At 62.7% G+C, this 25,063-nt stretch carries 26 protein-coding genes, 1 tRNA gene and 4 pseudogenes; 19 read left to right on the top strand and 12 right to left on the bottom strand.

The window, feature by feature from the left end:
• Positions 1-96 precede the first annotated feature (96 nt).
• Positions 97-660, bottom strand: coding sequence for an alkyl hydroperoxide reductase subunit C (ahpC, locus tag CSV86_RS08065; protein ID WP_009407126.1), 564 nt, complete (start codon positions 658-660; stop codon positions 97-99).
• Positions 661-918: 258 nt separating this feature from the next.
• Complete coding sequence (gene gorA, locus CSV86_RS08060; RefSeq protein WP_009407127.1) at positions 919-2,274, bottom strand: glutathione-disulfide reductase; 1,356 nt, start codon at positions 2,272-2,274, stop codon at positions 919-921.
• 165 nt (positions 2,275-2,439) lie between these two features.
• Here gorA and CSV86_RS08055 point away from each other — a divergent pair, with 165 nt between their 5' ends.
• Entirely contained in the window at positions 2,440-2,607 is a 168-nt protein-coding gene (locus CSV86_RS08055) for a hypothetical protein (RefSeq protein ID WP_009407128.1), read from the top strand.
• A 58-nt stretch (positions 2,608-2,665) separates the two neighbouring features.
• On the opposite strand, the gene galU is transcribed toward CSV86_RS08055, so the two are convergent.
• The 4 genes from galU to CSV86_RS08035 all read right to left on the bottom strand — a co-directional run bounded on the left by galU (position 2,666) and on the right by CSV86_RS08035 (position 5,946).
• Positions 2,666-3,505 carry a UTP--glucose-1-phosphate uridylyltransferase GalU gene (gene galU, locus CSV86_RS08050; protein ID WP_009407129.1) on the bottom strand — a complete coding sequence of 280 codons (840 nt, stop codon included), beginning with the start codon at positions 3,503-3,505 and terminating at the stop codon, positions 2,666-2,668.
• 231 nt (positions 3,506-3,736) lie between these two features.
• Positions 3,737-4,651, bottom strand: coding sequence for a c-type cytochrome (locus tag CSV86_RS08045; RefSeq protein WP_009402592.1), 915 nt, complete (start codon positions 4,649-4,651; stop codon positions 3,737-3,739).
• Positions 4,648-5,292 (bottom strand): c-type cytochrome, encoded by a 645-nt coding sequence (locus CSV86_RS08040; RefSeq protein ID WP_009402593.1) that lies wholly within the window; start codon positions 5,290-5,292, stop codon positions 4,648-4,650. Before CSV86_RS08040 ends, CSV86_RS08045 begins: the two co-directional genes overlap by 4 nt.
• A 300-nt stretch (positions 5,293-5,592) precedes the next feature.
• Positions 5,593-5,946, bottom strand: coding sequence for a hypothetical protein (locus tag CSV86_RS08035; protein WP_009402594.1), 354 nt, complete (start codon positions 5,944-5,946; stop codon positions 5,593-5,595).
• A gap of 161 nt (positions 5,947-6,107) precedes the next feature.
• Here CSV86_RS08035 and CSV86_RS08030 point away from each other — a divergent pair, with 161 nt between their 5' ends.
• The 7 genes and pseudogenes from CSV86_RS08030 (at position 6,108) to csrA (ending at position 10,853) form a co-directional block, all read left to right on the top strand.
• Positions 6,108-6,410 carry a DUF1883 domain-containing protein gene (locus CSV86_RS08030; protein ID WP_009402597.1) on the top strand — a complete coding sequence of 101 codons (303 nt, stop codon included), beginning with the start codon at positions 6,108-6,110 and terminating at the stop codon, positions 6,408-6,410.
• 7 nt (positions 6,411-6,417) lie between these two features.
• Complete coding sequence (locus CSV86_RS08025) at positions 6,418-6,588, top strand: hypothetical protein (protein WP_009402599.1); 171 nt, start codon at positions 6,418-6,420, stop codon at positions 6,586-6,588.
• Between the two features lie 33 nt (positions 6,589-6,621).
• Positions 6,622-7,694: pseudogene (locus CSV86_RS08020) on the top strand (NAD(P)H-dependent flavin oxidoreductase).
• Positions 7,695-7,776: 82 nt separating this feature from the next.
• Positions 7,777-8,535: a molybdate ABC transporter substrate-binding protein gene (gene modA, locus CSV86_RS08015; protein ID WP_009402603.1), complete on the top strand. Its 759-nt coding sequence runs from the start codon at positions 7,777-7,779 to the stop codon at positions 8,533-8,535.
• Entirely contained in the window at positions 8,535-9,221 is a 687-nt protein-coding gene (modB, locus tag CSV86_RS08010; protein ID WP_009402605.1) for a molybdate ABC transporter permease subunit, read from the top strand. The genes modA and modB overlap by 1 nt, the downstream gene beginning before the upstream one ends.
• Positions 9,218-10,309, top strand: coding sequence for a molybdenum ABC transporter ATP-binding protein (modC, locus tag CSV86_RS08005; protein WP_009402607.1), 1,092 nt, complete (start codon positions 9,218-9,220; stop codon positions 10,307-10,309). Before modB ends, modC begins: the two co-directional genes overlap by 4 nt.
• Before the next feature lie 346 nt (positions 10,310-10,655).
• Positions 10,656-10,853, top strand: a complete 198-nt coding sequence (csrA, locus tag CSV86_RS08000) for a carbon storage regulator CsrA (RefSeq protein ID WP_009402608.1) — start codon at positions 10,656-10,658, stop codon at positions 10,851-10,853.
• A 67-nt stretch (positions 10,854-10,920) separates the two neighbouring features.
• Here csrA and CSV86_RS07995 read toward each other — a convergent pair whose 3' ends face one another.
• From CSV86_RS07995 to CSV86_RS07985, 3 genes and pseudogenes are all read right to left on the bottom strand, one after another.
• Positions 10,921-11,325 (bottom strand): response regulator, encoded by a 405-nt coding sequence (locus CSV86_RS07995; protein ID WP_009402610.1) that lies wholly within the window; start codon positions 11,323-11,325, stop codon positions 10,921-10,923.
• An 18-nt stretch (positions 11,326-11,343) separates the two neighbouring features.
• Positions 11,344-12,785: pseudogene (locus tag CSV86_RS07990) on the bottom strand (ATPase domain-containing protein).
• Positions 12,764-13,934, bottom strand: a pseudogene (locus CSV86_RS07985) (two-component system sensor histidine kinase NtrB). The pseudogenes CSV86_RS07990 and CSV86_RS07985 overlap by 22 nt, the downstream one beginning before the upstream one ends.
• A gap of 256 nt (positions 13,935-14,190) precedes the next feature.
• Here CSV86_RS07985 and CSV86_RS07980 point away from each other — a divergent pair.
• The 10 genes and pseudogenes from CSV86_RS07980 (at position 14,191) to CSV86_RS07935 (ending at position 21,611) form a co-directional block, all read left to right on the top strand.
• Complete coding sequence (locus CSV86_RS07980) at positions 14,191-14,406, top strand: hypothetical protein (protein ID WP_100228123.1); 216 nt, start codon at positions 14,191-14,193, stop codon at positions 14,404-14,406.
• Positions 14,407-14,415: 9 nt separating this feature from the next.
• On the top strand, positions 14,416-15,120 hold the full coding sequence (locus CSV86_RS07975; protein ID WP_009402617.1) for a YoaK family protein: 705 nt from the start codon (positions 14,416-14,418) through the stop codon (positions 15,118-15,120).
• Positions 15,121-15,203: 83 nt separating this feature from the next.
• Positions 15,204-15,288: transfer RNA gene (locus CSV86_RS07970), tRNA-Leu, on the top strand.
• Positions 15,289-15,383: 95 nt separating this feature from the next.
• A complete protein-coding gene (locus CSV86_RS07965; protein WP_205346233.1) occupies positions 15,384-15,626 on the top strand; it encodes a hypothetical protein in 243 nt (80 codons plus the stop codon).
• Between the two features lie 44 nt (positions 15,627-15,670).
• On the top strand, positions 15,671-16,078 hold the full coding sequence (locus CSV86_RS07960; RefSeq protein ID WP_009402621.1) for a glycine zipper domain-containing protein: 408 nt from the start codon (positions 15,671-15,673) through the stop codon (positions 16,076-16,078).
• A gap of 147 nt (positions 16,079-16,225) precedes the next feature.
• Positions 16,226-17,281 (top strand): HEAT repeat domain-containing protein, encoded by a 1,056-nt coding sequence (locus CSV86_RS07955; RefSeq protein WP_009402623.1) that lies wholly within the window; start codon positions 16,226-16,228, stop codon positions 17,279-17,281.
• Positions 17,282-17,505: 224 nt separating this feature from the next.
• Positions 17,506-18,660 carry an ATP-binding protein gene (locus CSV86_RS07950; protein WP_170394505.1) on the top strand — a complete coding sequence of 385 codons (1,155 nt, stop codon included), beginning with the start codon at positions 17,506-17,508 and terminating at the stop codon, positions 18,658-18,660.
• A complete protein-coding gene (locus tag CSV86_RS07945; RefSeq protein ID WP_009402627.1) occupies positions 18,657-19,439 on the top strand; it encodes an endonuclease/exonuclease/phosphatase family protein in 783 nt (260 codons plus the stop codon). The genes CSV86_RS07950 and CSV86_RS07945 overlap by 4 nt, the downstream gene beginning before the upstream one ends.
• A pseudogene (clsB, locus tag CSV86_RS07940) lies at positions 19,436-20,649 on the top strand (cardiolipin synthase ClsB). The gene CSV86_RS07945 and the pseudogene clsB overlap by 4 nt, the downstream one beginning before the upstream one ends.
• Positions 20,646-21,611, top strand: coding sequence for a lysylphosphatidylglycerol synthase domain-containing protein (locus CSV86_RS07935; RefSeq protein ID WP_009402631.1), 966 nt, complete (start codon positions 20,646-20,648; stop codon positions 21,609-21,611). Before clsB ends, CSV86_RS07935 begins: the two are co-directional and overlap by 4 nt.
• Here CSV86_RS07935 and CSV86_RS07930 read toward each other — a convergent pair.
• Genes CSV86_RS07930 through CSV86_RS07925 form a run of 3 tightly spaced genes read right to left on the bottom strand, consistent with a single transcriptional unit; the run spans position 21,563 to position 24,130 of the window.
• Positions 21,563-23,503 (bottom strand): hybrid sensor histidine kinase/response regulator, encoded by a 1,941-nt coding sequence (locus CSV86_RS07930; protein WP_240160394.1) that lies wholly within the window; start codon positions 23,501-23,503, stop codon positions 21,563-21,565. The two genes, CSV86_RS07935 and CSV86_RS07930, sit on opposite strands and share 49 nt — an antisense overlap.
• Entirely contained in the window at positions 23,503-23,640 is a 138-nt protein-coding gene (locus CSV86_RS31780; RefSeq protein ID WP_240160393.1) for a hypothetical protein, read from the bottom strand. The genes CSV86_RS07930 and CSV86_RS31780 overlap by 1 nt, the downstream gene beginning before the upstream one ends.
• A gap of 22 nt (positions 23,641-23,662) precedes the next feature.
• On the bottom strand, positions 23,663-24,130 hold the full coding sequence (locus CSV86_RS07925) for a nucleoside deaminase (RefSeq protein ID WP_009402634.1): 468 nt from the start codon (positions 24,128-24,130) through the stop codon (positions 23,663-23,665).
• 143 nt (positions 24,131-24,273) lie between these two features.
• On the opposite strand from CSV86_RS07925, the gene CSV86_RS07920 reads away from it, so the two are divergent.
• Entirely contained in the window at positions 24,274-24,975 is a 702-nt protein-coding gene (locus tag CSV86_RS07920) for a type 1 glutamine amidotransferase domain-containing protein (protein ID WP_009402636.1), read from the top strand.
• Positions 24,976-25,063: the final 88 nt, after the last annotated feature.

The following is a 25,063-nucleotide window of genomic DNA, read 5'->3' as shown; positions in this document are numbered from 1 at the left end:
AAATGCAAACGCCCGGGCGAAAGCGCCCGGGCGTTTGTGCGGGGCGGGTACTGCAATCAGGTGCGGATGACCGCCCTCGACTTCGTCATGACCGGCTTAGATCTTGCCGACCAGGTCCAGCGATGGGGCCAGGGTGGCTTCGCCTTCTTTCCACTTGGCCGGGCAGACTTCGCCTGGGTGGGCAGCGACGTACTGGGCAGCCTTGACCTTGCGCAGCAGCTCGCTGGCATCGCGGCCGACACCGCCGTCGTTCAGTTCGACGATCTTGATCTGGCCTTCAGGGTTGATCACGAAGGTACCGCGGTCAGCCAGGCCGGCTTCTTCGATCAGCACGTCGAAGTTGCGCGAGATGAGGTGAGTCGGGTCACCGATCAGCGGGTACTGGATCTTGCCGATGGTTTCGGAAGTGTCATGCCAGGCTTTGTGGGTGAAGTGAGTGTCGGTGGACACACCGTAGATTTCCACGCCCAGCTTCTGGAACTCGGCGTAGTTGTCGGCCAGGTCGCCCAGCTCGGTCGGGCACACGAAGGTGAAGTCGGCTGGGTAGAAGAACACTACGGACCACTTGCCTTTCAGATCGGCGTCGGAAACCTGAACGAAGTTGCCGTTGTGGTAAGCGGTTGCGGTGAACGGTTTGACCTGGCTGTTGATGATTGGCATCGGTATCGCTCCTTCAGGGTTGGAAAAACTTGATGGAGGAATCCTAGCCAATAGAGCCGATCAATGCTCATTGGCAAAAATGATGTTGGTGATTGGTTTTGGCTATAGCCGGTGGGTATTAATAGAAGTTGTAGAGACTTGCGGAGATCTCTGTGGGAGCTGGCTTGCCAGCGATAGGGCCAGAGCTGACAACATCTTTGTCAGTGCCGGCCTCATTGCTGGCAAGCCAGCTCCCACAGGGTTTGTGTTGGCTTCGGGTCAGCGGGTCACGGTGCGCATGGTGACGAATTCTTCCGCTGCCGTCGGATGGACGCCGATGGTGTCGTCGAACTGCTGCTTGGTCGCACCCGCCTTCAGTGCGATGCCCAGGCCCTGGATGATTTCGCCCGCCTCCGGGCCAACCATATGGCAGCCGAGCACGCGGTCGCTGTCGGCGTCGACCACCAGCTTCATCAGGGTCTTTTCCTGGACCTCGGTAAGGGTCAGTTTCATCGGGCGGAAACGGCTCTCGAAGATCTTCAGCGAGTGCCCCGCCTGCAGTGCCTGCTCCTCGGTCAGGCCAACCGTCCCGATCGACGGCTGGCTGAACACCGCCGTAGGGATATTGGCGTAGTCCACCGGGCGGTATTCCTCCGGTTTGAACAGCCGCCGCGCCACCGCCATGCCTTCGGCCAGCGCCACCGGCGTCAGTTGCACGCGACCGATCACATCGCCGATGGCGAGGATGGAGGATTCGTCGGTCTGGAACTTGTCGTCGACCCGGACGAAGCCACGCTCGTCCAGTTGTACCTCGGTGTTCTCCAGGCCCAGGTTGTCCAGCATCGGACGGCGCCCGGTGGCATAGAACACGCAGTCGACGACCAACTCGCGACCGTCCACCAGGGTCGCCTTGAGGCTGCCGTCGTCCTGCCGGTCGATGCGTGCGATGTCGGCGTTGAACTGAAGGTTCAGACCGCGTTTCTCCAGCTCTTCCTTCAGATGGGTCCGTACCGAGCCGTCGAAACCTCGCAGGAACAGGTCGCCGCGATAGAGCAAGGTGGTATCGGCGCCCAGCCCGTGGAAGATGCCGGCGAATTCGACCGCAATGTAGCCACCGCCGACAACCAGCACGCGCCTGGGGAGATCCTTGAGGTAGAACGCTTCGTTGGAGCTGATGGCCAGTTCGCGTCCGGGGATGTCCGGAATCTGCGGCCAGCCGCCGGTGGCGATCAGGATGTGCCTGGCCGAGTAGCGCTTGCCCTCGACTTCCACTTCATGGGGCGCGGTAATCCGTGCATGGCCTTCCAGCAGGGTCACGCCACTGTTGACCAGAAGGTTGCGATAGATACCGTTGAGGCGCTGGATCTCGCGGTTCTTGTTGGCGATCAGTTGTGCCCAGTCGAACTGGGCATCTTCCAGCGACCAGCCGAAACCGGAGGCCTGCTCGAACTCATCGGAGTAGTGCGCGCCGTATACCAACAGCTTCTTCGGCACACAGCCGACGTTGACACAGGTGCCGCCCAGGTAGCGACTCTCCGCTACCGCCACCCGGGCGCCGAAGCCTGCGGCAAAACGCGAGGCACGCACACCGCCGGAACCGGCACCAATCACAAACAGATCAAAATCGTAGGCCATGTCTCTCTCCTCGGCAGTGCGCCAGCATAGCGCCTGTTAACGCCATAAACAAAAGGGTCTGGAACACTGACGATTGAAAAGCTGTCGCCCAAGTCAAAAAAATGAATCCATACGGAGTCGGCCCAGTCAACCCTTGTGAACGCAGTAATCTGACGAGGTATAGCGATGACTATCGAAGCAGAGACACTCGTACTACTGACCGAAGCCCTGAAAAAACGCGGCATGCGCCTGCTGGCCGACATCAACTTCATTCGCGCGCCGTATCGTCGCAATCACCGCTGGGTCTGTTGCATCGCGCAGACAACCCGCAAGCCGCGCACCCTGCGTGCGTGAGCCACAAAGCAAAACGCCCGATACGGAGATCGGGCGTTTTGTCGGTAGCGGTCGGAACTCAGTAGGCCTTACCGGTCTTGTAGAAGTTCTCGAAGCAGAAGTTGGTTGCCTCGATGTAGCCTTCGGCGCCACCGCAGTCGAAACGCTTGCCTTTGAACTTGTAGGCCATAACGCAGCCGTTCTGGGCCTGCTTCATCAGGGCATCGGTTATCTGGATTTCACCACCCTTGCCCGGCTCGGTCTGCTCGATCAGGTCGAAGATGTCCGGAGTCAGGATGTAGCGACCGATGATGGCGAGGTTCGACGGCGCATCTTCCGGCTTCGGTTTCTCGACCATGCTGTGGACGCGGTAGATGTCGTCACGGATCATTTCGCCGGCGATGACGCCATACTTGTTGGTTTCCTGCGGATCGACTTCCTGGATGGCGACGATCGAGCAGCGGAACTGCTTGTAGAGCTTGACCATCTGGGTCAGCACGCCGTCGTCGTCGAGGTTGACGCACAAGTCGTCGGCCAGGACCACGGCGAATGGCTCGTCACCGATCAGCGGACGGCCGGTCAGGATGGCGTGACCCAGGCCCTTCATCTCGGTCTGACGGGTGTAGGAGAAAGAGCATTCGTCCAGCAGGCGACGGATTCCAACCAGGTATTTTTCCTTGTCGGTACCCTTGATCTGGGTTTCCAGCTCGTAGCTGATGTCGAAGTGGTCTTCCAGGGCACGCTTGCCACGACCGGTGACGATGGAGATTTCGGTCAGGCCGGCCTCGAGGGCTTCTTCGACGCCGTACTGGATCAGTGGCTTGTTGACCACCGGCAGCATTTCCTTGGGCATGGCTTTGGTTGCTGGCAGGAAGCGAGTGCCGTAGCCGGCTGCCGGGAACAAGCATTTCTTGATCATAAAAGTCCTTAACGAAGGGCTGTGCGTACGAAATTCGGCGCAGTCTAATCAGGCGGCATCAAGCTTACAATGCCCCGCCCGGCCGCGCCCGCTGCCATCATAGAGAAATCCGTGGGGAGATAGTTCCCACGGCTTGAAATTATTGGCCATGCGCCAGTATTCCAGCGACAAAAAGGCGCCATTTCCCGCATGGGAAAGGGCGCCCTGATCATCGTTTTTCAGGCTGATCGACTACTTGCCCGTGCCCTGTCCGACAAGCACACCCTCCACCGTCTGACCGTACAGGTTGACCCCGTCGTTGGCATGGAACTTCAGCCGGGTTTTCTCCACCGAACCCTCCACCAGCCTGGGATCCTGCGGCCGCTCGTGCTTGTTGATATAGGCCGCAACATCCCACGCCTGCTGGTCGCTGAGGCTGCCGGGCTTGCCCAGGGGCATGTTGTACTTGATGAAGGACGCCGCCGTGTTGATCCGGTGCATGCCCGCGCCCCAGTTGTAGGAGTCCTTGCCCCACAGCGGTGGCATCACGTAATCATCGGCGACCTTTTGTCCCTCGCCATCAGCGCCGTGGCAGAGGGCGCATTGTTGTTGGTAGACCTGCTTGCCCCGAGCGATGTCGTAGCCACCCGCAGGCTGGGCGACATCGGGATAGCCGCGACCCGGCGGCTCGACACCGATCTGGGCCTTGCTGGCCAGCCAGTAGGAATACACCGACAATACGCTGATCTCATGGCTGTCAGCCGCAGGCGCCTTGCCGTTCATGCTGAACTGGAAACAGCCCTGGATGCGCTCGGCGTAGGTGTTCACCTTGTCGTTCTTCTTGCGGTACGCCGGATACATCGGATAGGCGCCCCACAGCGGCGCGGAATGCGCCATGCGGCCCTGGTCGAGGTGGCAATTGCTGCACTTCATGCCGTTGCCGACATACGCCGGCGCCAGGCGTTGGGTATCGACAAACAGCGCATAGCCATCCCTGACCATCTTCCCGAACGCGTTGTCAGGCAGTTCGCTTTGCGCCGGTGGCATGAAGACCGGAGCCTGGCTGGCCGGCGGCACCTTCAGTTGCGATTGGTCTTCCATGGCCACCTGTGCGGCATGAGCCGAACCCAGCGCGCAGGCCAATGCGGTACAAACGATTGCTTTCATGGCCTGGCCTCCTGTCCAGCGGCGAAGTACTCGGCGATCGCCTTGACCTCGTCATCGGTCATGGCCTTGGCCACGCCCACCATCAATTGATTCGGATCGTTGTGACGACTGCCGTCGCGCCAGGCGTTGAGCTGCGCGACCAGGTAGGTGGCCGGCTGCCGGGCCAGTGGCGGGAAGTGCTCGCCGACGCCAACGCCACCCGGGCCATGGCATTGCACGCAGCCGGGGATCTGCCGGCTCCAGTCGCCGTACAGGGCCAGTTGTTCGGTCGGATCGCTGGCCATCTGCTGACGCCGGCTGCCGGGCGCCACAGGAGCTGGCATGGCCGCCAGGGTCTGGCTCACGGCGGCGATTTCATCATCGCCCAAGGCCTTGGCCAGCGGCTCCATGATCGGGTTCCTGCGCGTACCGTCGCGGAAATCGCGCAACTGCTTGCTCAGGTAGCCGGTCGGGAGCCCTGCCAGTCGTGGAAAACCGGCGGCGGCCAGGCCCAAACCATCCGGGCCATGGCAGCCTTGGCAGGCCATGGCGGCGGGATTGGCGCCTCCCTGGGCAAGGATCTTCTGGCCCGGGTCGGCATGCGCGGCCGGCAGAGAAAACAACAACAGGCTACTGATCAGGATTCGATCCACTGTGATCATCACGGCATTCCCTTTTTCTTCTGGTTATATGCTTAGACTCAAAAAATATAAGCCTATGGATAGTAGGGCTATTGTTCAGCCACTACAACGCCGGAAAGCACCAGAAAAGGGCATTTGGATCGGTGAATCGATTAACGAGGGGGAATTTCAAGGACGGCACAAAAACCTGTGGGAGCTGGCTTGACGGCGATAGGGCCAGGCCTGACAACATCACCGTCAGTGCCGGACTCATCGCTGCGGTGCGGCGATCCGAAAAGCCAGCTCTCACAGGGTCTTGTAGTGTTCACCAGAGGGCTGGTATCAGCCCGAAATGCACTGGGTCGCGGCGTTGTTGACGTCGGAAAGGCGCAGCGGGAAGTTGTTCAGACGCTCGTGCAGCTTGATCGCGCTGCCATTGGAGCGTTCATTGATGTTCATCACCGCGGCAGGGGCGTCGGACAGCTTCTGCGGGACGATCACCCGGATCGAATTCTTCTCGCCTCGAGTTACCTGCAAGGGGTCACGGCTGTCCTTCAAGTGCTCCTGCACGCATGTCAGGTACTGCTCGGGCGATTTGCCGGAAATCACGTCGAGGGTTTCAGGGCTCTGTTCCAGCTCGGCCACACTGGCACAACCGGTCAGCGTCAGTGCCAAGGCAGATACAAACCATTTCATCGAGAACCGCTCCTGCATATAAAAAACCTCAGACCGCTAGTAGGCCAATTTGCTCCCTTGAATGTCAGATTTATCGTAAGGAATGTGACGAGTCCTACATTCCTCTCCCACGCTTCTGTTATCGTGCCGCTTTGCCGAAATATCCCTTGCGGAGCCGCTACATGAAATTCGTACACCAGCGCGAGCATCTGAACGAAGACGATATCGTCGTTATCGAGTGCTCCCAGCGCTGCAATATCCGCCTGATGAACGACGCCAATTTCCGCAGTTTCAAGAATGGCGGGCGCCATACCTACCATGGCGGCGCGTTCGACCGCTTCCCGGCCAAAATCACCGTGCCGAGTACCGGTTTCTGGAACATCACCATCGATACCGTGACCCAACGGCCGATCTCGGTGACGCGCAAGCCGGCCTTCACCCACAAGATCAAGATCATCCGTCGTTCATCGTCGCAGTTGAGATAAAAGCCCCATGAGTACCAACATCAAATACGTCATCAAGTACAAGCTCGACGGCGAACGCCGCTGGGATTTCGCCGTCCTTGCGGACAATTCGCTGGAACAGGCGCAGCAAGCGCTGCGCAAGATCCACGGCGACGACGCCGACAAAATCACCGATATCCAGGTCAGCAAGGCACTCTGAGGTCGCTGGCCGTCGTAGAGGAGTTCACGAGTAATGAGCCGCTGGCCGGATTCACGCATCCTCGATCTGTTGGCAATTGATCTGCCGATTCTCCAGGCACCGATGGCCGGTGCCACCGGCTCGGCCATGGCGATCGCCGTGAGCGAGGCCGGCGGCCTGGGCTCCCTGCCTTGCGCTATGCTCGGCCCCGAGCAGATCCGCCAGGAACTGCAAGCCTTCCGCCAGGCCAGCCGTGGCCCGCTCAACCTGAACTTCTTCTGCCACACCCCACCGCCCGACGATCCGGCGCGCATAGCGCGCTGGAAAGCAGCGCTCAGACCCTACTACGAGGAAGTCGGTGCCGACTTCGAGGCGCCGACACCGGTGTCCAGCCGCGCGCCGTTCGACGATAGTGCCTGCGCGCTGGTGGAGGAATACAAGCCCGAGGTGGTCAGTTTCCATTTCGGCCTGCCGCAGCCGCGCCTGCTGGCCCGGGTCAAGGCGACCGGGGCCCGGGTGCTGTCCAGCGCCACCACGGTCAGCGAAGCCTTGTGGCTGGAGCAGCACGGCTGCGACGCGATCATCGCCATGGGCTACGAAGCCGGCGGCCATCGCGGGATGTTTCTCAGCGAAGACCTGAACAGCCAGGTCGGTACCCTGGCGCTGGTCCCGCAGATCGCCGACGCGGTGCGCGTGCCGGTGATTGCCGCCGGCGGCATCGGCGACGCCCGGGGCATCGCCGCAGCCTTCGTGCTCGGTGCGGCAGCGGTGCAACTGGGCACCGCCTATCTGTTCTGTCCGGAGGCCAAGGTTTCCGCCATGCACCGCAGGGCCCTGCATACCGCACGGGAAAGCGACACAGCGCTGACCAACCTGTTTACCGGACGCCCGGCCGGGGTATCTGCAACCGCATCATGCGTGAACTGGGCCCGATGAGTGAGCTGGCCCCGGCCTTCCCCCTGGCCGGTGGCGCCTTGATGCCGATCCGGGCGCTAAGCGAGCCAGCGGGCAACAGCGATTTCAGCAACCTGTGGTCCGGCCAGGCATTGCGCCTCGGCATCGAACGACCTGCTGCAGAACTCACCCGCACGCTCGCCGAACAAGCACTCACCATTCTTGGCCGTTGAAACAGGTCTTCCCGTTGGCAAGGACATCGCTATATATTTAGGTATATAGCGATTGGCCTTTACTCAACCCCGGAGTCGTTTCATGCGCAGCCACACCCCTCGCCTGGCCCTGGCCGGCCTGTTCACCCTGCTCGCCTTCAACCCTGCATGGGCCGATGAGGTCCAGGTCGCCGTCGCGGCCAACTTCACCGCACCGATTCAGGCCATCGCCAAGGACTTCGAAAAGGACACCGGTCACAGTCTGGTCGCCGCCTTCGGCGCCACCGGCCAGTTCTACGCGCAGATCAAGAACGGCGCACCGTTCGAAGTGTTCCTTGCCGCCGACGACACCACTCCGGCCAGGCTCGAAAGCGAAGGCGCCACCGTCAAGGGCTCGCGCTTCACCTACGCCGTGGGCACCCTCGCCCTGTGGTCGGCCACGCCTGGCTATGTCGACGACAAGGGCGAGGTGCTCAAGGCCAACCGGTTCCAGCATCTGTCCATCGCCAATCCGAAGGCCGCACCCTACGGCCTCGCCGCCACCCAGGTGCTAGACAAGCTCAAGCTGACCGAAGCCACCCGGGGCAAAATCGTCGAAGGCCAGAACATTACCCAGGCCTTCCAGTTCGTCTCCACCGGCAATGCCGAGCTGGGCTTCGTCGCCCTGTCGCAGATCTACCAGGACGGCAAGCTCAGCGGCGGCTCCGCGTGGATCGTGCCGGCCGAGCTGCACGACCCGATCCGCCAGGACGCGGTGATCCTCGAAAAAGGCAAGGACAACCCGGCCGCCAGGGCACTGGTCGATTACCTGAAAGGTCCGAAGGCTGCCGCCGTGATCAAGTCCTACGGTTACCAACTCTGATGCCCCTCGATGCCAGCGACTTCGGCGCAATCTGGCTGACCCTCAAGCTGGCGTCGCTGACCACCCTGCTCCTGCTGCTTCTTGGAACGCCCGTCGCCTGGTGGCTGGCCCGCACCCGTTCGTGGTGGCGCGGGCCGGTCGGTGCGCTGGTGGCCCTGCCCCTGGTGCTGCCACCCACGGTGATCGGCTTCTACCTGCTGCTCGCTCTCGGCCCCCACGGTTTCATTGGCAAGACCACCGAGGCCCTTGGGCTTGGCACCGTGGTGTTCAGCTTCAGCGGCCTGGTGATCGGCTCGGTGATCTACTCCATGCCTTTCGTGGTGCAACCATTGCAGAACGCCTTTGCCGCCATCGGCGATCGTCCGCTGGAAGTGGCCGCGACGCTGCGCGCCAGCCCGCGGGATACCTTTTTCAGTGTGGTACTGCCGCTGGCCCGGCCCGGTTTCGTCACCGCCAGCATCCTCGGTTTCGCCCATACGGTTGGCGAGTTTGGTGTGGTGCTGATGATCGGCGGCAATATCCCCGACAAGACCCGGGTCGTCTCGGTGCAGATCTTCGACCACGTCGAGGCCATGGAATACGCCCAGGCGCACTGGCTGGCCGGGGCGATGCTGGTGTTCTCGTTCCTGGTGCTGCTGGCCCTGTATGGCAGTCGCCGCGGCAAATCGGCCTGGGGTGCAACATGAACGCGCAGATCCATGCCCGCCTCAAGGTAGCCCGCGGTGATTTCACCCTGGATGTCGACCTCGACCTGCCCGGCCAGGGCGTCACCGCGCTGTTCGGCGCCTCCGGCTCGGGCAAGACCACCTGCCTGCGCTGCCTGGCGGGCCTGGAACGGGCCGCGGATGCCCGCATCGAGGTCGCCGGCACGGTCTGGCAGGACTCGGCCCGGGGCATCTTCGTCCCGCCCCACCAGCGTCCGATCGGCTATGTGTTCCAGGAAGCCAGCCTGTTCAGCCACCTCACGGTGCGCGACAACCTGGCGTTTGGCTACAAGCGCATCGATCCAGCGCTGCGCCGCATACACTTCGAACAGGCCTGCGAACTGCTGGGCATCGGTCACCTTCTGCAACGCAAGGCCACGACCCTGTCCGGCGGCGAACGCCAGCGCGTCGGTATCGCCCGGGCACTGCTGACCAGCCCGAGCCTGTTGCTGATGGACGAGCCCCTGGCGGCACTGGATGCGCCGCGCAAGCGCGAGATCCTGCCGTATCTTGAGCGTCTGCGCGACGAGTTGCGGATCCCGCTGATATACGTCAGCCACGCCCAGGAGGAAGTCGCGCGCCTGGCCGATCACCTGGTGCTGCTGGAACAAGGCACCGTCCTGGCCAGCGGCCCGCTCAACCAGACCCTCGCCCGTCTCGACCTGCCCCTGGCCCGCGATGAAGACGCCGCAGTGGTGCTCGAAGGCCGGACCGGCGCCTACGACGAGGTCTACCAACTCCTGGACGTCCATCTGCCGGACAGCGCGTTGAAACTGCGCATTCCTCACGCGCCCCTGGCGCACGGATCGGCCCTGCGCATCAGGATCCAGGCCCGGGACATCAGCCTCAGCCTGGCGGAGGACCCGCGTTCGAGCATCATCAACCGCCTGCCGGTGACCCTGCGCGCCCTCTCCGACCAGGGCAGCCCGGCGCAGATGCTGGTCAGCCTCGACGCAGACGGGCATCCGCTGCTGGCCCGGGTCACGCGCTATTCCTGCGACCAGCTCGGCCTGCAACCTGGCCAGAAACTCTGGGCACAGATCAAGGGCGTGGCGCTGCTCGGCCAATAGCGCCAAGTGAATCCGCCAGCCACAGCCGGGAATGAAACTCATTTATCAATCAAACTAAAACCTTACAAAAAAAACGTTAATTATCGAAAGTTTCTCTTTTCACAAGAGAAATTTCCCATATTCGTTCAAGCCCCCTATGCTTGCGGGGTGCGAATCTCGCCAGGCGAAGTTCCCACCTGTCCGTCGACTCCCAATCCAGAAAAAGGCACCAGCAAATATTTTGCTCGGGGAATTAATTTTCAACGAATGCGTCTTTAATGAAGGGAAAGAGGGAAGCGCTTCCGGCGCCCCCATCCTCGGTGGGGTACTCGCCCGCGAGGCATTTCAAGTTACCAAGGAGAAATACATGCTGATACTCACCCGCAAAGTCGGCGAAAGCATCGTCATCGACGATGACATCAAAGTCACAATTCTGGGCGTCAAAGGGATGCAAGTGAGGATTGGCATCGATGCACCGAAAGATGTCCAGGTGCACCGCGAAGAGATCTACAAACGCATTCAGGCCGGCAGCCCTGCGCCGGAGAAAGGAGAAGGCAGTCACTAAGGCTTCGGCCTGATTGCAGTCGCACGGATGCGCCTGTCCCTTGCCGGACACAAGCAGATTGCCGGGTCTAGCTCTCGGCCGGTGGTAATACCTGCCGGACCATGGCAACCAGTTGTTCGGGATCGAAAGGCTTGTCCAGCACAGCATCGAACAGCCCGGGATTTTCCCGGCCGACGCTGGCTTGCGCGCCACTCATGAGAATGATCGGCAGCGTATTGAACTGGGGGTCGACGCGAAGCTTCCTGGCGAGCTCCTCGCCATTCATCAACGGCATCATATAGTCGGTGATCAGCAGTTCGACCCGAATTTTCTCCTGTGGCTCCTCTGCGTTCTCGTGTTGGTCCGGCTTCAGGATCTTCAGCGCGCCCAGCCCGTTGCTGGCTTTCTTCACCTGATACCCCGCCTCCTCAAGGATAAACTCGAGGATATCGCAGATCACGTATTCGTCATCGACCACCAGGACTGTGCTCATATCGTCACACTGCGGCCCTCAGGACCGCTCAAGTGGCTGGGCAGTACCCGACAACACCGCGGCAGCCTCGTTGAATGCCTTGTGCAATTGCATCCCGTCTTCGCCGAAGCGGACCTCCAGCAAGGCCGGGTCGTAAAGGCTGTCACGCACCTTGAGGATTGACAGCACACGCTTGAGCTGCGAGTTCAGCTCGACGAAGCGCATCAGCAGCAAATTGTCGACAACGCTCGACAGCTCCGGTGCCGGGGCGATGATTTCCGAACCGAACAGGTCGCGCATCTCCCAGGTCGCCAGCACCGTCACGTCGCGGGCGCGCAGTTCACCCATCAGTGCACGAAAGAATCCATTGAGGCGTTCCGGACGGGTGGCCAGCCGGGTGAACCCACCAAGGTTGTCGATGAGCACGCGCTTGCTTCCATGGGTTGCCACCTGCCGCAGCAAGCGCGCGCCAACGTCGTCGAGCAAGCCCTCGGTGGTGGGTTGCCAGGCGATCTGCAGTGCGCCTTCCCGTTCCATTGCCGCGAAGTCGAGCCCCAGGCTGGCAGCCTTCATGCGCAGGCGAGGGGCCGGCTCATAGAAACCGAAATGCAGCCCGGGCGCGTCGGGTGTGGCTGCGCCCAGGAAACTCAGGCCCAGGGACGTCTTGCCACTGCCCGAAGGCCCCATCACCAGGGTCACGGAACCCTGCGCCAGCCCGCCCTTGAGCAGATCGTCGAGGGAAGGTGCGCCGGTGCCGACACGGACAAAGGTCTCGCTGCCCGCCCCCGAGGGGTGCCCGTACAGGGCTTCGAGACGCGGGTAGACCTGCAGGCCGTCGTCGGTGATTTCGCATTCGTGCAGGCCGGACAGCGCTGCGCTGCCCGAGTCTTGCGCAACTGGATACGCCGCACCGCACGGGCGCCGTGCAGGTCCTCGCCCAGTTCGATCACACCGTCGACCATGGTGTGCTCGGGACAGTCCTCCTCGAAGTGGACACTGGTCAGCAGCAACAAGGTACAGCCGGCGAAGGCGGCATGGGCCTGCAGTTCGGAAATGAATTTCTTGGCGTCGAGCGCGGTTTGCGCCCGCGAGCGGGCATTGAGCAGACCGTCGATGATCAACAGCGAGGCGCCCTGGCGGGCGATTTCCCCGCGCAACAGGCGCACCACCGCTTCCAGGCCGTCCTGCTCGAGGGTATCGAAGGCACTGAGATACTGGATCTGTTCGCCGATTTTCGCCGGGTCGAAAAACGACAGGGTCGACAGGTACTGGAACAGTCGCTCATGGGATTCGCTGAGCAGGGTCGCCACTAGCACCCGGCCGCCGCGCTGCACATGATTGAACGCCAATTGATTGGCCAATACCGTCTTGCCCGAGCCGGGACGGCCCTGGACGATGTAGGCGGCGCCAACGACAAGACCGCCCTTGAGCAGGTCGTCGAGCCCCTGGATCCCGGTCACTAGACGCTTGAGCTGTTCCACCTTGATTGTTCCTCCCCGTTGGCCGGCAGCGGGATGCAGAGGGTCATGCAGGTGCCTTTGCCCGGCTCGCTGTCGACCCAGATCCCGCCATTGCTTTGCCTTGCAAAACCGTACACCTGGCTCAGGCCCAGGCCCGTGCCCTTGCCGAAACCCTTGGTGGTGAAGAACGGCTCGAAAATCCGCGGCAGCACCTCGGCATCGATACCGGTGCCGGTATCGATGACGCTGATCGCAGCGAAATCACCGACCAGGCCATCACGCTCGCCCTGCAACCGACGATTGCCGGCAACGATGCGGATCTCCCCGCCCGCCTCCATCGCGTCGCGGGCGTTGAGCACCAGATTGAGCAACACCATTTGAAGTTGCCCGGCGTCCACTTCAACCGGGCCAGGTCCTCGTCGCACAGCACATGCAGTTCGATATTCTTCGGCAAGGCCTGGTGCAGCAGTGCGTGGATGGACTCGATCACCTCGGCAAGATCGACCCGTACCACGTTGAGTTCCTTGCGTCGAGCAAAGCTGAGCAATTGCTGGGTCATCTGGCTGCCGCGCTGGCCGGCATCGAGAATATGCTCGAGCATGCGCCGGGTACGTTGTGGATCGGAGCTGTTGAGCGCCAGCCTGGCCGAGTTGAGGATGATGGTGAGCAGGTTGTTGAAGTCGTGGGCCATGCCCCGGTCAACTGGCCAAGGGCCTCGAGCTTTTGCGACTGGAACAGCTGGGCGCGCATGGCATCCAGTTGCAGCGCGGCCTCGCGCCGGTCAGTGATGTCCCGGGTGATCTTCGCCAGGCCAATTATCTCGCCCTCCCGCGAGCGCACCACATCCAGCACCACCAGGGCCCAGAAACGCGTGCCGTCCTTGCGCACGCGCCAACCCTCGTCCTGGGCACGGCCCTTGCTCAGGGCCTGGCTGACGAGAGTAGCGGGACGCCCGTCGGAACAATCCTGCTCGCTGAAAAACAGCGAGAAATGCCGCCCGATGACTTCCTCGGCCCGGTACCCCTTGATGCGCTCGGCACCGGCGTTCCAGGAAACAATGCAACCATTGAGGTCCAGCATATAGATGGCGTAGTCGACCACCGTCTGTACAAGTTGCTCGTACAGGCCGGCATTCATGCCATGCAGGTCGACGCGTTCGGATGGATCCATTTCGGGGTCCGCTGGCTAGGGTTGGACGATAACTACAGCATACGCTGAGGACGACCTGAAAAGACGCCTGCTCCTGCAGCGGAGTTCCCCTTTTTTTGCGGTAATAGGCCGCCGCAACCCATAAATATGCCCCGCAACCATTGCGCTGGATCAAGGTATAGCGCGATTGTAAGCACTGCGCCTGCCGACGTGGCGGCGAATTGCTATAGTTCGCGCCCCCGGGTATCGACAAGACGAGCGGTTGAGGAAAAGGATCTTGGTCATCAACATACGCATGCAACGCATCCACGACGATCTGGAAACCACCGCCGACGGCATGGAACAACTGGCTCGCGGCCTGGCCGGGCACGCGGTCTATCTGCAGCATTCGGTGCATGCAGGCGATGCTGTCGAGGTCAGGGCACGGGTCAGCGGCCTCACCGACTCAATCAACAAGCTGCGCGCCGTGGCCAACAGCATCGAATTGCGCTAGGCCGCCCGGATGCTCCCCGAACATCCCGCGGCACTGCGCAGCCTCAAGGCACGGCGCCTGTATCGTCGGCATGGCCAGGTCGGTCTGTTCTTCGTTGGCGGTCTCTCGGTGCTGGCCGGCATGACCGATGCCATCGGCTTTCTTGCCAGCGGCGACTTCGTTTCCTTCATGAGCGGCAACACGACGCGCCTGGCGGTAGCTGTCAGCGAAGGCCAGTTCGGGCTGGTGCTGCGCCTGGGCCTGCTGGTAATAACTTTCGTCCTTGGCAATGCCCTGGGCGTGATGATCGCCCGTTCCAGCCGCAAGCGCGCCTGGCCGCTGCTGGCTCTGACCTCGCTGCTGTTGCTGAGCGCAGCCTTTTGTGGCGACTACCTGGAACTCCTGGCGCTGCTGGCGGCGATCCTTGCCATGGGCATGCTCAACGCCGCCGTGGAGGAAGTGAACGGCCTGCCTATCGGCCTGACCTACGTCACCGGCGCCCTTTCCCGTTTTGGCCGGGGCCTTGGCCGCTGGCTGATGGGCGATCGTCGCGCCGGCTGGCGCATGCAACTGGTGCCATGGGGCGGCATGCTGTTCGGTGCGGTCCTTGGCGGCTGGCTGGAACATCGTCTCGGATTCGCCGCGCTGCTGTTCAGCAGTGCGCTGGCGGCATTGATCGGATTGGCTTCGTTGTTCATTCCACGACGTTGGGTGCAGCGCTATATGGCGCGTTGAAGCTGCTTGCCCGTTGACTGGAATATAACGATGAGTTATAAAGCGCCCTTGCTTCGAGCAGCTTCTTGAAGCTCGGAGAACCTGCGAGTGTGGTGGAATTGGTATACACAGCAGACTTAAAATCTGTCGGCGCAAGCCTTGCGGGTTCGAGTCCCGCCACTCGCACCACCTTCCGGAAAGCGCCCTCATGGGCGCTTTTTTCATATCTGCCAGTCGCTTACCGGTGATCTAGGAAACCAAACCCGATACATGCGGTCATAACCTTGCCATCGACCCTATCGCGTCGATTCGAGGACATCACCGTGTTGACCCGCCTGACCCAGTTTTCCCTGCTTGCCGCGATCCTGCTTTCCGCCGGCTGTGCCCATCACCATCATCATGACCGCGACGACGGCTGGCGCGGCGGTGACCGCGATCAGCGGCGCTGGCACGACGATGACCGCCGCCGCTATGACGACCGTTACGACTATCGTCGCGACGACCGCCGCTACCGCGATGACGACTGATATCCCTGACACACGATCGCTTCAACGACACTGAGGTTTCTGCCATGCGTCTCACACTGCCTACTCTTGCTCTAGGTTTTCTGATCTCCCAGGCCGCACTGGCCGGTGACGGCACCACCGCCATTGGCGGCGGCCTCGGCGGCGCGCTGGGCAACGTGGTTGGACAACAGATCGGCGGCAGCACAGGCGCGGCCATCGGTGCCGGCCTGGGTGGCGCTGCCGGTAGCGCCGTCGGTGCGAAGAAAGGCAATCGTACCGAAGCCGCGATCGGCGGCGGCCTTGGCTCGGCCGGTGGCTCGGTGCTGGGCGGCAAGGTCGGCGGCTCCACCGGCTCGACCATCGGTGCAGGCCTCGGCGGGGCAGCGGGCGGCGCGCTGGGCAATCACCTGGCCGATGACGATCGCCACGACTCCGGCAAGCACAAGCATAAGCGTCATCATCGCGGTCATTGATAACGCAGCGCTTTGCGCCGTGTTCTCGAAGTGCAGTGCTCTCGACAACGGGAGCACTGCACAGCCCAAGGCATATCCCACGCATTGACTCAAGCATTCGTCTGACCCAAGCTTGGCGCTTTTCCGTAATCCCCGTCCGGATCACGCATGCCCCGACCGCGTACCTACCTGTTCGCCGGCCTCGCCCTGTTATTGCTGGCGGGCCTGGGCAGCCTGGCGCTGCAAAAGGCCCCTCCGGCACCCAATCCGGCACTCCAGCACTCCTACGTCAAGGCCTTGGCCCAGGCGCATAATGGCCTGCCCGGAGCCGCCCGGGTGCTGTACCAGCAGCTCGGGCGCGACGACCTGTCGGCCATCCGCCGCGCCAGCCTCTACGCAGAACTGCCCAACTATCCATCTCCCCAGGCCCTGAAACTGGCCAGCCAGGACCTGCATAACGACGATCCGCTGGTACGTCGCGCCGCCCTCGAGGCCATCGCCGCCATGGTCCCGGCCAACCAGCGCAGCCTGCTCCTCGGCCCGTTGCTCGACGATGAGGACGACAGCGTACGCTTCGCTGCGGTGGACGCCCTGGCAGGCTTGAGCCCCGATGACATCGGCCTGTACTTCGCACCGTGGCAGAACGTGCTCGACCAGTACCAACTGGCCCTGCAAACGCGCAGCGACGATGTGCAGGACCAGGTGCACCTGGCCCGCCTCTATCTGCAGGAACGCGACTTCCCCGCCGCCGCCAGCGCACTGGACCAGGCGCTGAAGCTGGAGCCGGAGAACCTCGAGGCCATAGCCACCCGGGTACGTCTGCTCGACAGCCAGGGCCAGGGCGAGGGCTCTCGTGCGGTATTGGCCGAAGCCTTGCAGCGCTATCCTGATTCCGCCTTGCTGCAATATGAACTGGGCCAATGGCTGCTGCGTCATCAGCAGGACGAATACGCCCTGCTGGCATTTTCCAGGGCGGTGGAGCTGGAGCCGGACAACAGCGACTATCGCTATACCCTGGCGGTCAGCCTGCACAGCCTCGACCAGCTCCAGGTGGCGCAGAAGCAGCTGGAAACCCTGCTCGCCCGGCAGCCGGCCAACCGCAAGGCGCGGGTGCTGCTGATCGAGTACTGGAAGGAAAGCGGCCAGTTGCAGAACGTGCAGATCCTCCTGGCCCAGCTGGAGCAGCAGAACCCCGACGATCCCCTGGTCCAGCAAGGCCTCTGACGCTACCGGCGTCCTTCGCGCAATCGGTTTGAACCCGCGCTTTCCCGGCGCGGTCCAGAGAGAGTGCATCCGCTGCAGATGAAACGCTGCCCGCGGCGCTTTCCAAGGAGATCGACCGTGAATCATTCGTCAGCCAACAGCGAGCGTGCGCTGATCCTGGCGCCACCGCCGATCAGCGACCACACCGGGACCTGCTGGAACAGGCCGGGCTCATTGCCCTGGCCATGGGCAATGTCGAAGAGCTGGCCGACGCGCTTGACCAAGGTGCAGGCCTTGCGATCATTGCCCGGACATGCCTGGTAGATGCCGAATCCTCGCGGCTCGAATTCCACCTGCGCAGCCAGCCGTTATGGTCGGACCTGCCGGTAGTGCTGCTCGGCGACGGCGATCAATCCACAGCTTGCAATTCGCATCTGCGCCTGGCCCTGGGCAACCTGTTCTTCCTGCCCTGCCCCTTTGCCGACCAGGCCCTGCTGGACCTCGCCCACACCTCCCTGCGTGCCCGGCGTCGCCAGTACTACAGCTGCCAGCAAGGAATGGAACTGGCCAGCCTGCAGCGTCAGACCGAAGAGCGGGTTCGCCATTTGCGCGAAGAAGAGCAACACCTGCACCAGAACCAGAAAATGGAGGCCATCGGCCAACTGGCCGGCGGTGTGGCCCATGACTTCAACAATCTGCTCACCGGTATCGGCGGCAGCCTGGAATTGATCCGCCAACGCATCGACCAGCAACGCCCGGAGGACGTTCCCAGGCTGGTGGACATGGGCCTCACTGCGGTGCAACAGGCTGCCAGCACCACCCATCGCCTGCTGGCCTTTTCTCGGCGCCAGTCGCTGGACGACCGCCCGGTGCAACTGGCCGCCCTGCTGCAGCGCCAGCGCCTGAGCGATTTGGTCGGCCCGGGCGTACGCCTGAAACTACGCATCGATAAGGACCTGTGGCCGGCCAGGGCCGATGCCCGGCAATTGCAGGAAGCGCTGGACAACCTGCTGGTCAATGCCCGCGACGCCTTGCCCCATGGAGGCGAGGTGAGCATCCAGGTCAGCAATCTCCATCTGCTGCATCCCTTTCCCGAAGCCCATCCCCTCGATGGCAACGATTTCGTCCGCATCAGCGTCAGCGACAACGGTTGCGGCATGTCGCAGAGCACCCTGGAACGTGCTTTCGATCCTTTCTTCTCGACCAAGGGCAGCAGCCAGGGCTCCGGTCTTGGCCTATCCATGGTCTACGGCTTCAGTCGCCAGTCCCACGGTCATGTCAGCTTGCGTAGCCGGATGGGCCAGGGCACCGAGGTGGAGCTCCTGCTGCCACGTCATCATCCGGAACACTCCGCAGCTTCCGGTGCTGCGGCAAGCCCGGTCGACGGAGGGCAGCCATGACCCAGGCACAACGCCCTGTTGAACTGAGCCAGGTCGAGCCGGTCAGTGCCCTGCGCGTGCTCACCGTCAATGTGCACAAGGGCTTCAGCCCGCTGAATCGTCGCTATGTGCTGCCGGAGCTGCGCGAGGCGGTGCGTGCGCATCACGCCGACGTGGTGTTTCTCCAGGAAGTGCTCGGCAGCCACAGCCGCCATGCCCAGCGCCATCCGGGCTGGTCGCCGTTGCCGCAATACGAGTTCCTGGCCGACAGCCTGTGGCCGATGTTCGCCTACGGTCGCAACGCGGTGTATCCCGAGGGCGAGCACGGTAACGCCCTGCTGTCGAAGTTTCCCATCCTCGAACATCACAACTTCGATGTCAGCGTCGATGGCAGCGAGCAACGCGGCCTGCTGCATTCGGTGCTGGCCCTGCCCGGCGAACGCCGGTTGCACACCATCTGCGTGCACCTGGGGCTCGACGAGCGCCAGCGCACCCAGCAACTGCATTTGCTGTGCGGCCTGCTCGACACCTTGCCCGAGGACGCACCGGTGGTGATCGCCGGCGATTTCAACGACTGGCGCCAGCGCGCCGACACCCTGCTCGCCAGTCGCGGCCTGTTCGAGGTGTTCACCCGCGCCTATGGCGCACCGGCGCGCAGCTTCCCGGCGCGCTGGCCACTGCTGCGTCTTGACCGAATCTACCTGCGCAATGCCCGGGCCCATGAGCCACGGGTGATGTCGCGTAAACCCTGGTCGCATCTGTCCGACCACCTGCCACTCTGTGTCGAGGTCCTGTTATGAGCACCGAATGGCGTGCGGAAAACGAAGTGCAGCTACTGATCAACGGCGAGGAATATTACCCGTCGGCGTTCGAGGCCATCCGCCAGGCCCGGGAAGAAGTGCTGCTGGAAACCTTCATCATCTACGAGGACAAGGTCGGCCTGGAACTCCAGCAGGTACTGATCGAGGCCGCCCGACGCGGGGTGCGGGTGCAGGTGCTGGTGGACGGCTATGGTACCGCCGAGCTGAGCCGCGAATACCTCCAGGCGCTGTTCGATGCCGGTGTGGACCTGCAGGCCTTCGACCCGAGTCCGATGCGTCTGGGGGTGCGAACCAACCTGTTTCGCCGCCTGCACCGCAAGATCCTGGTGATCGACGGTTCGCTCGGCTTTATCGGCGGAATCAATTACTGCGCTGACCATCTCGGCGACTTCGGCCCCCTGGCCAAGCAGGACTACGCGGTCCAGGTGCGCGGCCCGATCGTCGATGATCTGCGCAAGGCAACCCTCAAACTGCTCGACAGCCATGCCCGCATCGGCCAGCGCAACCGCGCCTGGTGGCGCCGGGCGCCGGTGTTGGAGCCAGACAGCGAACAGGCGCAGATGCGCCTGATCATCCGCGACAACAACGAGCACCCACCGACATCGAGCAGCAATACCTGCGCGCCATTGTCAGCGCCCACGAGCGCATCATCATTGCCAACGCCTACTTCTTCCCCGGCTACCGCCTGCTGCGTGCCTTGCGCAATGCCGCGCGGCGCGGGGTAGACGTGACCCTGATCCTGCAAGGGATGCCGGACATGCCCTGGGTACGCCTGTGCTCGCGGCTGCTGTACAACTACCTGCTGCGCGACGGGGTGAAGATCCACGAATATTGCGAACGACCGCTGCACGGCAAGGTGGCCCTGGTGGACCGGCACTGGAGCACCGTCGGCTCGAGCAATCTCGATCCACTGAGCCTGTCGCTGAACCTTGAAGCCAACCTGGTGATCCGCGACGAAGCGTTCAACCAGCGCCTGTTCGAACACCTGGACGAACTGCGCAACAAGCGCTGCAAGACGGTGAGCCTGCAACGGGTGCTGCGCGGTTACTGGTGGCGCGCGCCGCTGATTTTCCTGACGTTCCACTTCACCCGTTACTTCCCGGCGCTGGTCGCCGGCTTGCCGGCGCACAAGCCGCGGGTAAAGCCGCTGTACCAGGACGCTGAAACCGTGCAGGAGCGCCTCTCTTGAAAAAGACCCTGTGGAAACGCGCGCGCCAGGCGCTGACGGTGCTGTTCTTCATCCTGGTCCCGGTGTTGCTGTTCATGCTTCTGCGCAATCAGGATTGGGGCGAAGTCTGGCATGCGTTGACGTCCTACCGGCCAACCGTGCTACTCCTCGCCCTGGGTTTCGTGGTGTGCAGCTTCGTCCTGTTCAGCAGCTACGACCTGCTCGGTCGCCGCTATACCGGTCACCGCTTGCCGGCGCGCCAGGTGTTGCCCCTGGCGTTCGTCTGCTATGCCTTCAACCTCAACCTGAGCGCCTGGGTAGGCGGCGTTGCCCTGCGCTTTCGCCTGTATTCGCGCCTGGGACTGGACACCCCCACCATCACCCGCATCCTTGGTTTCGGCCTGGTCACCAACTGGCTGGGCTACCTGCTGGTCGCCGGTTGCCTGTTCACCCTCGGCTTTCCCAAGCTTCCCGCCGGCCTGGAAATCGGCAGCAGCGGCTTGCGCGTGATCGGCATCGCCATGCTGATCGCGGCCATCGGCTATCTGTTGGCGTGCCGCTTCGCCAAACGGCGGGAGTGGAACATACGCGGGCAACAGATCACCCTGCCCTCCTGGCGCCTGGCCGCGCTGCAAGCGCTGATGGGTGCCGGCAACTGGTGCCTGATGGGCCTGGTGATCCATACCCTGTTGCCGGAAAAGGCTGGTTATCCGACCTTGCTGGCGACGCTGATGGTCAGCAGCATCGCCGGGGTGATCACCCATATTCCGGCGGGGCTGGGCGTGCTGGAAAGTGTGTTCATCACCCTGCTGCAAGGTCAATACAGCCAGGGCACGCTGCTGGCGGCGCTGATCGGCTACCGCGCCGTGTATTTCCTGCTGCCGCTGCTGGTCGCCTGCGTCACCTACCTGGTATTGGAGCGGGTGGCCGCCCGTCAGCGCGGCCGTGCTGGCACGTCGGCGACCGAGGGCGAAGCTGGCTGAAGCATGCTGGCGACCTTGCGCAGCAGCGCGTTCAGGTCGAACGGTTTGACGAGCAGGTCCATGCCCTGCTCGTCCAGCCCGCTGGTGCTGAACGACTCACGGGTAAAACCGGTTATGAAGAGAATCCGCTGCCGGGGCGCGCGAGCACGCACGGCCTTGGCCAGCTCGATGCCGCTCAGCCCGCCGGGCAAGCCTATGTCGGTGATCACCAGATCGAGGGATCCGGCGCTTTCATAAGCGGCCAGGCCACTGTTGGCATCCCCCGCCTCCAGCACTTCCAGCCCCTGGTCCTGCAGGGATTCACGAATGACCATGCGCAATACCGGCTCGTCGTCGATCAGCAGGACCCGCAGACGACCGGCCGGCATGCTCAGGGGCGCCTGCGGTTGCGCGGGCTCCGGCTGCGGTTGTGGCAGGGGCAGGTCGGAGCCAATGAAACGCGGCAGGAGCAGCTCTATACAGGTGCCCTTGCCCTCTTCGGAAACGATGCGAACGCTGCCACCGGACTGGCGCACGAAGCCATACACCATGGATAGGCCAAGGCCACTGCGCTCGCTCGCAGGCCGGGTACTGAAAAAGGGATCGAAGGCCCTGGCAGCCACCTCCCGCGACATGCCGCAGCCGTTGTCCTCCACCCTGAGGCAGCAATAATCGCCCGGTGGCAGGTCGACACCAGGCAGTTCGCTGTAATGCCGTTCGTTACAGGTACTGATCTTCACCCAGCCCCGGGGGCGCATGGCATCGCGCGCATTGGCACACAGATTGATCAGGGCGTTTTCCATCTGGCTGACATCCACCTCGATCAACCAGGGACGCGGGTCCACCTGCCAGAGCAGCTCGATATCCGGACCGATTGCCTGGTGAATCATCGGTTCGATATTCGTCAGCAGGTCGTTGAGATCCGCAGGCCGCGGTGACAATGGCTGGCGACGGGAGAACGCCAGCATGCGCCGGGTCAGCTCGGCAGCGCGATCGGCGGCCTGGCGGGCGGCGTGCACGTACTTGTCGATAGTATCCATGCGCCCCTGGGCCACACGGCGCTCGAGCAATTCGAGGCTGGTGCTGATACCGGTCAGCAGATTGTTGAAGTCGTGGGCCACGCCAGCGGTCAACTGACCCACCGCTTCCATTTTCTGGCCATGACGCAACAGCTCCTCGGCCTGGAGCAAGGTGTCCTCTCGCTCACGGGCCAGGGTGATATCGTGGCCCAGCAAGGTGGTGGAGTCCGAGCCGGGCATGGCGCCCAGGCTGAATCGACGGTAATGCCCGTCGACATGACGCAAGCGCCCCTCGCCGCTCGGCTGGGCGCCGTGGAGGAGTTGCCGGACGATGAGGTGGTCATCCGGGTGCAGCATGTCCAGCAGTGACCGGCCATGCAGGTCGTCATCCCAACCAAGCAGTTGCCGGCAGGCCGGGTTGAACGTGCGCAGGCGCAGATCCGCCTGCACCACCAGCATCAGGTCGCTGGACAGCTCCCACAAGCGGGTGTGGTCGGCCGTCCGTTCCTGCACCTGGCGTTCGAAGGATCCGGCCAGCTCGCGCCATTGCCGCTCGGACTCGACGCTGCTGGTGGTTTCAAGCACGGTATCGAGAAACCCGGCGACCTGGCCGCTCTCATCGCGCACCGGGCTTGCGGAAAAAGTGAAATAGACTTGTTCGAGCGTGCCGTTGCGGCTGGTAACCAGCGGGAAGTTCTCGAGAAAGACCGCTTCCCCCTCCATGACCCGGAACACCAGCTCGCCCACTTCGCCCCAGATGTCGCTCCATACCTCATTGAACGGGCGGCCCAGCGGGTTCGGCTTGTTCCCCAGGATGGGCACGAAGGCGTCGTTGTAGAGCGTGATCATATCGCTGCCCCAGACCAGGCAACTGGGGAAGCGCGACGCCAGCATCAGGTCCACGGCGATGCGCAGCGAATTGGGCCAGCGATGCAGGGGCCAAGCGAGGTACTGCTCCAGTCGAACTGGCGTACCGCCTCGCTCATGCCCTGGTTGTGGACCGGACGAGGTGCAAGATGAATGATATGCATCGCTGCGCTTCCTTGACCGCTGTCAGCGATCAGACTCCTGTCCTATGTCTTCGTTCCACAACGCCGGGCGCTCGCGGATGAAGCGGGTCATCAAGTCGATGCATTGCGCATCCTGCAGTACCGTGACCTGCACACCGCGCTCGCGCAGCAGGGCTTCTTCGCCCATGAAGGTGCGGTTTTCCCCGACCACCACCTCGCGGATCCCATACAGCAGGATCGCCCCGCTGCACATGGCGCAGGGCGAAAGGGTGGTGTACAGGGTGGCCTGGGCATAGACCCGCGCATCCTGGCGCCCGGCATTCTCGAAGGCATCCATCTCGCCATGCAGTACCACACTGCCCTGCTGGACCCGCCGATTGTGCCCGCGGCCGATAATGCGGCCCGCATGGACGATCACCGAACCGATGGGAATGCCGCCCTCTTCCAGGCCCAGACGGGCCTCGTCGATGGCGGCCTGCATGAACTGCGACTGCTGCTGGGCATCGACCATGTCACTCTCCTGTGCAATTGCAGACAACTTTCAAAACGCTAGCACATAGCCATAGCTCGTGGCGGGCTTTTCCCGGGGAACTATGCTGTACAGGTTCGAAATCACCTCCGACCTCCCTCCCCACCCCGCCGAGGATCACCGCAATGAGCCAGAAAGTTCTGGTGGTGCTGACCAATACGGCCAAATACCCCACTCTCAAGCGCGCTACCGGCCTATGGCTGGGCGAAGCCGTGCATTTCGCCGATGTCCTCCGGCAGGCTGGTTACCAGGTCGATTATTGCAGCCCCGCGGGCGGCTACGTGCCCGTCGATCCGCACAGCCTGAACCTGGCACAGGACATCGACTGGCAGTGGTACAACGACAAGGCGTTCATGAACCGCCTCGGCAACACCCTGGCGCCTGGACAGGTAAGGCCCCGGGATTACCGGGCGATCTACTACGCCGGCGGGCATGGCGTACTGTGGGATTTTCCGGATAACTACGGGCTGCAGGAGATTGCCCGGCAGATCTGGGAAAACGGTGGCGTGGTGGCCTCGGTCTGTCACGGCGCGGTGGGCCTGTTGAACATCAAGCTCAGTGACAACTCACTGCTGCTGCGTGATCGCGAAGTGACCGGTTTCTCCAATATCGAGGAGCAACTGGCAGAGCTGGACAAGGTAGTGCCCTTCCTGACCGAAACCGAGCTGGCCGCCCGCGGCGGGCTCTATCGCAAGGCAGAAGACCCGTGGGAAGCTTTCGCTGTCGTGGACCAGAAGGAAGGGCGGCTGGTCACCGGACAGAATCCGGCCTCCGGCGCTGCGGTCGGGCGCCTGGTGGTCAGCGCGCTCGAGTCTGCGCAAACATGACAGCGTCCTGACGAAACGAAGAATCCGACACGTCCTGTCAGCTGCTCGTACAGGAAGCGGGTATAGCGCTCACTTATGCTGATCGGCT

Origin of the sequence: Pseudomonas bharatica CSV86, from assembly GCF_000319305.2 — a bacterium.
Lineage (GTDB): Bacteria > Pseudomonadota > Gammaproteobacteria > Pseudomonadales > Pseudomonadaceae > Aquipseudomonas > Aquipseudomonas bharatica.
Note: the sequence above shows the minus strand (reverse complement) of the source record. Positions and strands in the feature narration are given on the sequence as shown.